Origin of the sequence: Pseudoalteromonas prydzensis (genome assembly GCF_001661495.1) — a bacterium.
Taxonomy (GTDB): Bacteria; Pseudomonadota; Gammaproteobacteria; order Enterobacterales; family Alteromonadaceae; genus Pseudoalteromonas; species Pseudoalteromonas prydzensis.
Genome location: NZ_BDDT01000010.1, coordinates 110,297 through 122,159, shown reverse-complemented (window position 1 = coordinate 122,159; position 11,863 = coordinate 110,297). Strand labels below are relative to the sequence as shown.

Annotated in this window: 12 protein-coding genes; 7 read left to right on the top strand and 5 right to left on the bottom strand. The window is 41.4% G+C overall.

From position 1 onward, the window contains the following. The first annotated feature begins 70 nt into the window (after positions 1-70). Positions 71-598, top strand: a complete 528-nt coding sequence (locus A7968_RS16425) for a GNAT family N-acetyltransferase (RefSeq protein WP_064667658.1) — start codon at positions 71-73, stop codon at positions 596-598. A 39-nt stretch (positions 599-637) separates the two neighbouring features. Here the strand turns inward: A7968_RS16425 and A7968_RS16420 are convergent, their stop codons facing one another. Next, complete coding sequence (locus tag A7968_RS16420) at positions 638-1,024, bottom strand: MmcQ/YjbR family DNA-binding protein (protein ID WP_064667657.1); 387 nt, start codon at positions 1,022-1,024, stop codon at positions 638-640. Positions 1,025-1,316: 292 nt separating this feature from the next. Here A7968_RS16420 and efpL point away from each other — a divergent pair, with 292 nt between their 5' ends. Then, positions 1,317-1,889 (top strand): elongation factor P-like protein EfpL, encoded by a 573-nt coding sequence (gene efpL / locus A7968_RS16415; RefSeq protein WP_064667656.1) that lies wholly within the window; start codon positions 1,317-1,319, stop codon positions 1,887-1,889. 354 nt (positions 1,890-2,243) lie between these two features. Here efpL and A7968_RS16405 read toward each other — a convergent pair whose 3' ends face one another. After that, complete coding sequence (locus A7968_RS16405; RefSeq protein ID WP_225736690.1) at positions 2,244-4,376, bottom strand: putative bifunctional diguanylate cyclase/phosphodiesterase; 2,133 nt, start codon at positions 4,374-4,376, stop codon at positions 2,244-2,246. A 157-nt stretch (positions 4,377-4,533) separates the two neighbouring features. Then, positions 4,534-7,254, bottom strand: coding sequence for an insulinase family protein (locus A7968_RS16400; protein ID WP_064667654.1), 2,721 nt, complete (start codon positions 7,252-7,254; stop codon positions 4,534-4,536). Between the two features lie 181 nt (positions 7,255-7,435). Here A7968_RS16400 and sixA point away from each other — a divergent pair, with 181 nt between their 5' ends. From sixA to A7968_RS16385, 4 genes are all read left to right on the top strand, one after another. Further along, the gene (sixA, locus tag A7968_RS16395) at positions 7,436-7,912 is read left to right on the top strand and encodes a phosphohistidine phosphatase SixA (protein ID WP_167542979.1); all 477 of its coding nucleotides are present in this window, start codon (positions 7,436-7,438) and stop codon (positions 7,910-7,912) included. A gap of 70 nt (positions 7,913-7,982) precedes the next feature. Continuing rightward, a complete protein-coding gene (locus A7968_RS16390) occupies positions 7,983-8,333 on the top strand; it encodes a RidA family protein (protein WP_064667652.1) in 351 nt (116 codons plus the stop codon). 10 nt (positions 8,334-8,343) lie between these two features. Continuing rightward, positions 8,344-8,454: a hypothetical protein gene (locus tag A7968_RS23925; RefSeq protein ID WP_503826081.1), complete on the top strand. Its 111-nt coding sequence runs from the start codon at positions 8,344-8,346 to the stop codon at positions 8,452-8,454. Then, a complete protein-coding gene (locus A7968_RS16385; protein WP_064667651.1) occupies positions 8,451-9,188 on the top strand; it encodes an SDR family oxidoreductase in 738 nt (245 codons plus the stop codon). The genes A7968_RS23925 and A7968_RS16385 overlap by 4 nt, the downstream gene beginning before the upstream one ends. Positions 9,189-9,224: 36 nt before the next feature. On the opposite strand, the gene A7968_RS16380 is transcribed toward A7968_RS16385, so the two are convergent. After that, complete coding sequence (locus A7968_RS16380; RefSeq protein WP_064667650.1) at positions 9,225-10,148, bottom strand: AEC family transporter; 924 nt, start codon at positions 10,146-10,148, stop codon at positions 9,225-9,227. Between the two features lie 36 nt (positions 10,149-10,184). Then, positions 10,185-10,742: an endonuclease SmrB gene (gene smrB, locus A7968_RS16375; protein WP_064667649.1), complete on the bottom strand. Its 558-nt coding sequence runs from the start codon at positions 10,740-10,742 to the stop codon at positions 10,185-10,187. Positions 10,743-10,889: 147 nt separating this feature from the next. Here smrB and prmB point away from each other — a divergent pair, with 147 nt between their 5' ends. Beyond that, complete coding sequence (gene prmB / locus A7968_RS16370) at positions 10,890-11,825, top strand: 50S ribosomal protein L3 N(5)-glutamine methyltransferase (RefSeq protein WP_064667648.1); 936 nt, start codon at positions 10,890-10,892, stop codon at positions 11,823-11,825. Positions 11,826-11,863: the final 38 nt, after the last annotated feature.

The following is an 11,863-nucleotide window of genomic DNA, read 5'->3' as shown; positions in this document are numbered from 1 at the left end:
TTTTTTATGCTTATTACTTTTATAGACTCTCCACTCACGATTACATAGTGGGCAACTAAGGAAGGTTATTATGCTCCTCTCTACAGCTAGACTCACCCTCAGGTTACTCACGGCCGACGATTGGCCGCTGTTCTTTGCATTGCATAATAACTCTGTGGTGATTAAAAAATGCTTTGATAAGCCATCTGAGGCGCAAATACGGGCAAAGTTTAATGAACGTTTAAAGCCGTGGCGGCCCGCTTCAAATCACCCATTGTGTCTAGTTATTAGCGAAAAGAGTAGTGGCAAGCAAGTTGGTGTTACTGGGTTTACCACGTCACAATTGCCAGATATTCAAGAAGTCGGGTACTTATTATTGCCTGAGTTTTATGGGCGGGGTTATGCCACGGAATCACTTCAAGCGTTTTTAACATGGGCCAGAGGAGAGTTTAATATCCAGATGGTAAAAGCCGTTGTCAGTGCAGGTAATAGAGGGTCTGAAAAAGTGCTGGAAAAATGTGGTTTTCAATTAGTCAGGGTTGAGCCGTTAGCTTACGAAATTGCTGGGGTATTACTTGATGATCATCATTTTTTATTAGACTGTACAGATAACAGTTAAATTTGTACTGTTCAATCGCCTGAACAGTACAATGGGTTATTACATATGAATCTCAATCGCTTTGCGATCTTTTTCAGGCATGTTAGCAACCACTAAGTTAAATGAATTATCAATCATGCGTTCGATTTCGCCTTGTGGAATAGAACCATCTAGAATAACAGTATTCCATAACCGTTTATTCATATGATAACCAGGTATTACCGCAGGAAAAATATCCCGTAAAGCTTGTGCCTCATCCGGGTCGCATTTTAAATTCATCCACCAAATAGGGTTGCCGTCTTCGTCGGTTTCCCCTTCGTTGCCAACCGATAAAGTGGCAAACATTTTGTGGTTTACTTTATATACATCAACTTCTTGGCCAAAAGGTTTGGTAACCATAACCAGAGGTTTTTTAGATAAATACTCGTGTGCTGTGTGCTGATCCATGATCCAGTCCTTGAAGTCATTTATGGTAAATTAACAATAGCAGCTTTTTCGTAGTTTAGTCATGAAAAATCGGCCAATAGGTAAAATTTATTAGTAAATACAGGCTCTAGGGGTTGTTTATCTTTCGAGGTTGAATTGTTAGCAGATATTTGGGTTTTTATTGGGCACTGGGCGGCTTGGCTCTATTTTCTACTTAGCGGATAGAAAAACAGTGATAAGCGCTATTTTCTTATTGAAGAAAACCCAGTTCGTGGTATGTTTCTCGGGATTTATAAATTATAGGAAGACACTGATGCCAAAGGCAAGTGAAGTTAAAAAAGGTACTGCTATTGAGTTTAATGGCCGCGTTTTAGTGGTTAAGGATATTGTTCGCTCTGTGCCACAAGGCCGTGCTGGTGGAAGCTTATATCGCATGCGTTTGTACGATGTTGTCACCGGCAGCAAAGTAGACGAAACATTTAAAGACAGCGACATGCTTAAGCTTGCTGATTTAACGCGTCGCGAAGCTATGTTCTCTTACGTGGATGGCGAAGAGTATGTGTTTATGGATAACGAAGATTACACGCCATATAACTTGAGTAAAGAAGCGATCAGCGAAGAAATCTTATTCGTAAATGAAGAAACCCAAGGTGTGCACGTTATTGTTATTGATGGCGCGCCTGTGGGCTTAGATTTACCTTCAAGCGTTGAACTTGTGGTTGAAGAGACAGACCCATCAATCAAAGGTGCTTCGGCAAGCGCTCGTTCAAAACCAGCTCGTTTATCAACGGGTTTAACAATTCAAGTACCTGAGCATATTTCTACTGGTGACCGCATCCGTATTAATACCGCTGAGCACAAATTTATGGGCCGTGCTGAAAAGTAAAAGTACGCCTGTGCATTGAAAAAACCGACAATTGTCGGTTTTTTTATATGACTATGATTTATGCTCCTTATTTGTCCGTAGTACTTTAAATCAGTGCATGCTTTGGCTACACTGCGCGCTTATTTTTAAAACAGAACAAACGAGGCTGCTTTTGTACTTTTTACTCAGTGTAGTATCTATTGTTGTTATGTATTCACAGGCGATCAAAAAAGGCATGCCAGTTAAGCGCTGGGTGGTGCTTGGCGGGTTGTTGGGCCCAATTGCATGGTGTTTGTTTAATTTACATTATCGTCGGGCATTGCTGCGTTGTGTGGGTATACAAGCATGTGTTTGGCGACCTTAAATGGAAGCGCGTTATGCTTGGTGCACTAAACTCAGTGCAGCTTGGTTTTGCTGCTTCTTTAAAAATTCAGTAAATTCAGCACGAGAAAGCGGTTTTGAATAATAGTAGCCTTGCATCGTTTCACAGTTAAGTTCTTTTAAAATCGCAATTTGATCCGCCTGTTCGACCCCTTCAGCCACAACATGCAAATCTAAGTTATGGGCGATAGTGACGATAGAATCCACCATATTACGGCCGCGCTCGCTGTGCATATCATCGATAAATGCTTTATCAACTTTTAAGGTATTCAGTGGAAATTGCTTTAAATACGCCAGTGAAGAGTAGCCAGTACCAAAGTCATCCATCGCTAAATGAATACCGCGGGCACTGAGGGAGCGCATAATGGCAATCGCATCTTGTGGATCGTCCATTACTGTTCCTTCGGTAATTTCAAGCTCTAAAAAGTACGATGGTAAGGCATGGTTTTGCAAAATCACATCAATGCGGGTGGTTAAATCCGGTAGGCTAAATTGTTTAGCTGATAAGTTCACCGCAACACGGCCATTGAATAAACCTTCGTCTAGCCAAGCTTTAACGTCGCGACAGGCTTTATGTAATACCACTTCACCAATTTCAATAATTTGCCCGGTTTCTTCAGCGATAGGAATAAACACGCCAGGGCTGATAATGCCTTTTTTCGGGGTAATAAAACGGACTAAGGCTTCCATACCGGTAAATTTACCCGTGCGAATATTCATTTTCGGTTGATAGTACACTTCAAAATGATCTTCCTTTAAACCAAAGCGCATCAGGTTTTCAATCTGTAAACGTTTAACAGCTTGGCGGTTCATGGTGTCGTTAAAGAATAAGTAACTGTTGCCTTTCTTTTTCGCATGGTACATCGCCGTGTCGGCATTTTTAAGCAGCAATTCGGGGGTATTGCCGTCTTCAGGAAATAGCACAATACCCACACTGGAGGTGATCACCAATTCATGGCCAGCCATTTTGAATGGTGTGGCAATGGCGGCTAAAAACTGTTTTGCCATGCGGGTGATGGTATGAATATCGTTAGTGCCGGACATTACCAGTGCAAATTCATCGCCGCCTAAACGGTAAAATACATCTTTTTCACGGGTCAGTTTATTTAGCCGCATTGCCAGTTTGGCAAGTAAACTGTCGCCCAGTTGATGGCCTAAAGAGTCATTAATTTTTTTAAAGTTATCTAAATCAAACACCAGTAACGCATGATGGTTGTCTTTTTTTGCCAGCTTTTTTAAGTCGGTAAAAAATAGATTGCGGTTTGGCAGGCCAGTAGTACGGTCTCGATTTGATAAGTTATGCAGCTGCGACTCGGCTTTTTTCCGCTCGGTTAAATCAGAAAAAACAATTACATAATTACAAATTTGATTATGCTCGTTTTTAATTTCATCAATTGAAATTTCAATCGGTAGTAATTTACGCTCACTGTTACGTAATTTTACTTCTTGCTGCCAGTGCTCAGTAGCACGCACAGTGTCTTTAATATCATCAATATAGCTTTGTTCGTAGCCGGGTAGGGTAAATGGTTTATTTAAATAATTATCGCGGTTACCGCCAAACTGGGTCAAAAAACTGGGGTTAAGGTCAACTAGATTAAAGTTTTTATCATAAATAGCCAACGCATCAGTGAGTGATTCAACGCATTTAGCAAAGAGGTTAAGTCGTGCTTCGGTTGACTTTAATTGGCTGATATCACGCACTGTGCCGGTCATTCGTAGCGGGTTTAAATTGGTGTCTTTTTCAATTATTTTGCCTCTGTCGAGCACCCAATGCCAGCGGTCAAAACTGTCTTTTATTCTATAGCTGGCTTCAAAGAACGCGGTTTGCTCTGCAAAGTGTTGCTTTAAGAGCAGCTCTACATGGGCGATATCATTTGGGTGGATCAGTGCTTTGTTTGGGGGGACGTCAATGATGGTATTTTTATCCATCCTATATTTATCGTTAATGCGCAGTACTTCACCAGTTTTTATATTCCAATCCCAAAGGGTATCACCGCTGCCTTCAACTGTACTTTTTAAGCGTCGTTCAGAAATACTTAATTGCTGTCGTGAGCGACGTAATTTATGAATTATGAATAACAGGTACGGCAATACCAGTGCAACGAAGGCACTGGGTAAATACACCATTAAGGTTTCTAGATCGACCAGCTGCTCGCTATAACCAAATGGGCTAGAGCACAGCAACAATATGACGAATATGAATGTGTTAGTTATTATTTTTTTTATTATCATTATGCACTTCTGTTTTTTGCACCTGATAATCTAATTGAAGCGCGCGGTTGTGTCAAAGAGATTGCGAAGAAAGCATTGTTTTCTTTGACTTAGTTGTTTTCGGCTCGCTCGTTAGCTCATATCTTGGCCTTTCTTCAGAAAAAGTCTGGCGAATATAGGCGATTATTTGCTCTAAACTGAGATCCTCTAGTGCCGCTAGCAGTTTTTGTTGCATATGAAAATGATGATCTTGATTACCAATTGCAAGCCATAAGCGTTGTGAACGCAGCCGTAAATTTTTATCTTTTTCGGCAATATGAGTGATTAAACCATGCTTTTGTTGCTGCCATTGGTCTTCGTCGAGTTGTTGTAATGAGCCAAGATAGTGTTCAATAAATGCATTGTGACGTTCAAGTAGCGCGGTTGCTGAATAATTTGGTGATTGCACATAAAACGCAATCCCAGCGCGGGTGTTAAAAGGTGCATAACCGGCACCCACTAAATAGCCTAACTGTTGTTTGGTTCGTAACTCGTTAAAGTAGTCTTGATTAATAAGGTGATTGAGCGCCATCATTTTAACTTTTTCAATAACGTCATCGGTTTGTGCTTGATAATAAATCACCATCGCATAATCGTTACAATTAAGGCTTAGTTGTGAGCGAGTAATTTGGTCAATTTCAAACAATGGTCGCGTCAAATCTTCGATAGTGGCTGATTTGGCTAAATGGTGAGCCACTTTCTTTTGAAACTCTATTGCATCACTTTCGCGCCAATTACCATGTAAAAATGATTCCACATGCAAGGCATTAAAAAATTCACGACGAAAACAATTAAATTGATGAAAACTAGTATCTTTAAGTGCAACAGCAAGTTGTTCTGGTTCTGGATTCCAGGGCATTATTTTTGCACCAAGCACACTAAATAATTCGCCAACGGGTTTATTTTGATTACTGTTACGCCAATGACGGACTAACTGTTTTTTATACTCAGCAAACCGTTTGGCGCAAATATCGACATTAAATAAAGCTTCAAGCAACTCATTAACTAATTCTAACTGGCTTGATGAAAGCCCCGCAGTGTGTAAAGTTAAGCCACCTTGATGTGACGTTAAATGGTAACTTAAACCGGCTAATTCTGCTGGGTAAAACTGCTCTGCGACACTGTCCATAAATAAATCGGCAAATAACCGCGTCAGTGCCATATGTTTAATATCTTTAACGGCAAAATCTGAGTCCATTGCTAAATAAAAATGACCTTTGGCAACTCGAAAAGTGTTGTCTTGCTTGAACCAAAAATCAAAGCCCGGCTCTTTTACTAACAGTCGTGGCTGTGACTGCGGTTGCTCAACATCATACAGCGACACTTCTTTACTCAAATAAGGGTTGGCAGTGGGCAGCAGCATTTCCGGTAATGGGGTATTAATTTCACATAATGCTTCAAGCCAGCAGCTCGAAATGCTTTCGATCCGATAAGGTGTATGGTACCACTGAGTGGTATGCTCAGGCTCAACGTCTGGGTGGATCAACACTAAGCGCATATTATGTGGGGTTAACCATTGCATTGCGGTTTGGTGCGCGGTTTGATTAAAGCCATCCATCAGGTAGTCACCTTGCACATAATTGGCTTCATCATAGTGCTGCATATTAATACTTAGGTTACTAACCCAATCGATCAATCGTGCTTTTTCTTGGTTATCAAAGGCAATTTGCAACAGATTTTTTTTATCTTGATATAAGCGTGGCAACTTATCGATGTTTTGATTAATTAAACAAATATACTCAAACACCATTTCTACAATGTCTTCATAATATTCAATGCCTTCGTCGGTCAATGCCATGCTGATATTAAAATCTTTAAAGTTACTGCCGTTAATGCCACCACCCGCAGAGAGGGCATTGATCCATCCTTGCGCTTTTAAAATAGAATACAGCGAGCCTTGCCCTTCGTAACCTAATAAGTGGGCAATAAAACTCACTGTTTTATGGCGATAGAACTCATCAATATTTGGCATTGCAAAACTAACAATGAGTTTTTGCATGTGCTTATGTGGCTCTATATGCAGCACTTTACAAAGATCTTGTGAACGATATAGCGATGCGGCAATAACGGGCTTTGCTTGTGGTTGACCTTTAATGTCGCTAAACAGGGTGTAGACCCATTGTGCCATCGTGTCTATGGCTGCGTCGGAGCAGATCACTAAGCTCATCCACTGTGCTTGATAATGCTCGTCAAAAAAGCGACGTAACTCTTTGCTCACACAGCCATCACGATCGGCCAAAGTTTGCTGATTGCCCACGGAGAATTTTGCAAAAGGGTGGGCTGGGTTAACAGTTTCTTTATGCGCTTGGTAAATCCGGCGGCCATCATCTTTTATTTTTAATTTAAATTCCGCATCAATGGCATTTCGTTCTTTTTCTGTTTCGGCAGGGCTGAGCAAAGGAGCAATGAAAAAGCGACTGAATTGCTTTAGTGCCTGCTTAAATTCTTGATTGTTAATATCAAAGAAATAACAGGTGTGTTCAGTGCCTGTCCACGCATTGGTATTACCGCCTGCTTGGGAAACAAAATTGCCAAAGCCACCCGATTCAGGAAACTGATCTGTTCCTAAAAAGAGCATGTGCTCTAAAAAGTGCGCTAGCCCTTGCCTGTCAAGCGGATCGTCAAAGTGTCCGGCATTGACAGCCATCGATGCGGCGGCTTTAGTTGAATCTTTATCTTGCACTAACAGTACTTTTAGACCATTGTCCAGTGTAAGGGCACGGTAGGTTCTGTTATCATTGCGGCTGATATTCAAATGATGCTCCTGAAACGTTAAGTTTACTCGTTAACAACAATGATAGCTTCAGGGCTGCGGTTAAATTGCTTAGCGATTTCTACCTGAATATCATAAGCGAAAATGTATGACGTTGTATTAATATAGCGGACAAATAGGCAAACTGGCTACTGTTTTATATTCTTTAATTGGTTGATTTTTTATGAAAACAATCCTAATAATGCGCCACGGCGAAGCGACTCCAATGCAAGCTGACGATGCAAGTAGAAATTTGACCTCGGTTGGCCAGCAACAGGCTGAAAAAATGGGTTTATGGTTGCAAGCAAGCCATGCACCAAGCGCTTTGTTAGTGAGTCCTTACATTCGTGCTCAACAAACGGCTGCGGGTGTAAAAAAGCACAATGCATTTCTATTTGAAGAAACCTGCGCGGACATAGTACCAGAAGGCAATCCACAAATTGCCGGGGACTATTTAGAAACCCTAATAGCCATGCACCCTGAATGTGATACTTGGTTAGTGGTGGCACATATGCCAATTGTGAGTTATTTAGTTGATCAACTAAGTGCCGGAAATATGCCTATCTTTAATACTGGCGCCGTTGCGGTGATAAGTTACGACGAAAACAATCAAAAAAGCCAATACCTCAGTATTCATGCACCTAATAACGTTGAAGTTTAGTACTGTCCAACCTTGCGTTGATTTTTAAATTTGCTAAATTAGCGCCACATTAATTTAGTTGAGACTTACTATGACAATTGAACGCCTGCAAACAGGTGCGCGAATGAGCCGTATCGTTAAGCACAATGGCACCGTGTATTTATGCGGCCAAGTGTGTGCTGACGCAGAAAAAAACATCACCGAACAAACGCAAACTATGCTTGATAAAGTCGAGCTATTACTTACCGAAGCGGGTAGTTCTAAAGAGCATATGCTCAGTGCCACTATTTACGTAAAAAGCATGGAATATTTTGCTGATATGAATGCGGTATGGGATGCCTGGGTACCTGAGGGGCATGCACCAGCACGCGCCTGTGTTGAAGCTAAAATGGCACGCGATGCCTTATTAGTTGAGATTTCCGTTGTCGCAGCCGTTAAGTAATAGACAGCGTGTGCATTGGGATTATTATCAGCGAGAGCTCGAAGGCAGTGGTTATCAATGTCATCCTGAAATGCCTTTGGTGTGTGAGCAGTTTAAGCTGATTTATAAGGAGTCTGAATGAATTCTAATCCTGTGGTCCTTATTACTGGGGGCGGGCGAGGCATTGGTGCAGCAACGGCGAAGTTATTTGCCAAACACGGCTATGATGTGTGCATTAATTATAAAGCGGATCAACGCAGCGCAGAAAAAATAGCAGAGCAAGTTCGCGGTTTTGGTGTAAAAGCTGAAATAGTGCAAGCTGATGTGTCTGAAGAAACGCAAGTGTTGGCTTTATTTGCAAAAGTAGACGAGTTATTTGGCAAATTAGACGTGCTTATAAATAATGCGGGTATTTTAAAGCCGCAAATGCCATTGCTTGAGATGGATGCCACGCGTATAAATGAAGTGCTAACAACCAATGTAACGAGCGCTTTTTTATGTGCGCGAGAAGCGATTAAGCGCATGCACAGTGGCGGCAGTATCGTGAATGTTTCATCGGGGGCTGCTAAAACAGGCTCGCCGAATGAGTATATCGACTACGCCGCCTCTAAAGGGGCAATGGATACTTTAACAATTGGCTTAGCTAAAGAAGTGGCTAAGTTAGGTATTCGCGTTAACTCAGTACGGCCTGGATTAATTTACACCGATATGCACCGTGATGGCGGCGAAGCGGGGCGAGTTGATAGATTAAAATCGAACTTACCATTAGGGCGAGGTGGTACACCAGAAGAAGTTGCCGCTGCCATTTACTTCTTAGCCTCAGCGCAAGCTTCGTTTACAACAGGTAGCTTTATCGATGTTGCTGGCGGTTTGTAAGATTGCATGCTAGCGACCGCTTTAACGGGTAATAGATCACAACAGTATTGCTAACCAAAATGTAAAACTAATTACACTCAGCACCGTAGATAACACCACAGCGCTTGCAAGGGTCACTTGATGTTGGCCTACTTGGCAGGCAATAAGGTAAGCGTTTACGCCTACCGGAGAGGCGCTGAGTAATACCAATACCGTCAATATTTGTGTTTCTAACGCAAATACATAACTACCAATTAACAGCACAGACGCTGGCAGCAAAAATATCTTTAACAGCGAGGCTACTAATGCTGGTTGCCAGTTTGCTGCAATTTTATAAAATGCCAGGTTTGCACCAAGTACAAATAACGCGCAGGCAATAGCGGGGGTTGCTAATAGCTCTAAACTATTGACTAAATTGGTAAATAATTTAATCCCTAAGACATTTAAAGCTAACCCGCAGCCGATGCTCAACACAATCGGATTCAGTACCATACTTTTCGCAAAATTTGACCATGAAAAAGCATGTTGGCTGCCTTTTGCACCGATTAAAAATGTGAGTGCAAACAGCAATGTGCTATGAAAGGTAATGATCATAAAAGCGATGGCGATCATTTCTTTGCCAAGCGAGGCGATGATGATAGGAATGCCCACCAACACCATGTTTGAGTAACTTGCTGCTAAGCCAAACACACTGTGTTGCTGATAGTTCTTTTGTTTCGCTAAATAAAAGCGGTCAACCAAAATACCTAAGGCAAATATGCACAGTACAGGAATATAAAAACTCAGAAAGGCCGATAAACTAATACTTTGCTGTAAATCGATTTGCGACATATTTAACAACAAAAATGCCGGTAGGCTAATGTAAAAAGTAAATTTACTGAGTCCAGCTATATGTTGTTGCTGAAAAAACTTTAATTTACAACAACTAAAACCAAGCGCAACAATGAAAATCAGCGGGAAGATGATAGAGAAAATATGCACTGCACTGTTGCCTTGAAATAGGGATAACGTTAACGCTTAGCGTCTAAATTCATCACTTTGTGGTAAGTTTATTAAAATAAGTACTGCACCTTTACCACCGTATTCAAGCGGCGCTTGGTGTATCGCAATAACATCGGGATGCTGTACTAAATATTGCGGCACTTTGTGTCTGAGGATATGACCACCAATACCATGTATTACACAGGCACAGTAATAGTGCTTTTTTTTGCATTCATGGATCAGTCCAGCAAGTTCATCTTTTGCCAATTCCTTATTTAAACCATGTAAATCAAGAGTTAAATCAGGGATAAAGTCACCTCGGCGTAATTGCTTTGCTAAAAAGCGATCTTCGCCTTCTCGCACATAATTAACCGTACCGTTGGTATCAATATCTGGCACATATTCATCAGAAAAGAAAAATTCTGCCTGATGTTGCTTTTTTTGCTGGGCAAACAGCTTAGCTTGTGAGATTTTAGGCTTATTAGCAAAGCGATGCGTGTCTTGTTTAAATATACGGGCACCATTAATACTTTGACGAAACATATCGATGTCGTCAGGGCTAATATCTGCGTTTGAGAGAGGATCTTTTTTCATAGCGGCAGTCTAAACAAAAAAACGCTAAAAATCGAGATAAAACAGAGTAAAAACTGTGTGAAAAAGCGTTACAATAGGGCAATCATGGGGCCTTAATTGCGCCTCGATTGAATTGATATTTTCTAAAGCAGCAGGTAGATAACGAACATGAGCGAATTATTAATAGAAGAAGCAACCTTAGATGAAGCTGTAGCAGAACTGTCAACGTTACACGATTGGCTTCGTTGGACAACTAGCCAGTTTGCCAGCAGTGGTATTTTCTTTGGTCACGGTACTGATAATGCATGGGATGAAGCGGTAAGTCTATTACTGCCCGCGTTAAGCTTACCCATTGATGCACCAAAAGAATTAATGCATGCAAGGCTAACTAGCACTGAGAAGAATCGCCTTGCGGGCTTAATCGCAGAGCGTATTAACGATTTCACGCCAGTACCTTACTTAACCAATATTGCATGGTTTGCCAATATGCCATTTTATGTCGATGAGCGCGTATTGATCCCACGTTCACCCTTTGCTGAGCTAATACATAATCGTTTTTCACCTTGGTTAGCTGAGCCTGAATCGGTAACTCGTATTCTAGACTTATGTACCGGCTCTGGTTGTATTGCCATTGCATTAGCACAAACTTTTGCAGAAGCGCAGGTTGATGCTGTTGATATTTCTTATGAAGCACTCGAAGTAGCTGATATCAATATCACTGATTATCAGTTAAGTGACCGTGTATTACCTATTCAATCTGACGTATTCAGCGGTGTACCCGGGCAAAAATATGACCTGATCGTGGCAAATCCTCCGTATGTAGACGCCGAAGACATGGCTGATTTACCGCGTGAGTTCCACCATGAGCCAGAGCTTGGTTTAGCATCAGGCCATGATGGTCTTGATGTAACCCGTACTATTTTGAGTGAAGCGGCTGATCATCTAACTGATAACGGTTTGTTATTTGTCGAAGTTGGTAATTCTATGGTACACATGGATGCCCTTTATCCAAATGCGCCTTTTGAATGGGTTGAATTTGAGCAAGGTGGATTTGGCGTATTTGTGATCAGCAAAAAGCAGTTGGTTGAATACTTCGCAGATTAGTCACAGCAAGAATTAAAGCCGAGCCTTAGGCTCGGTAC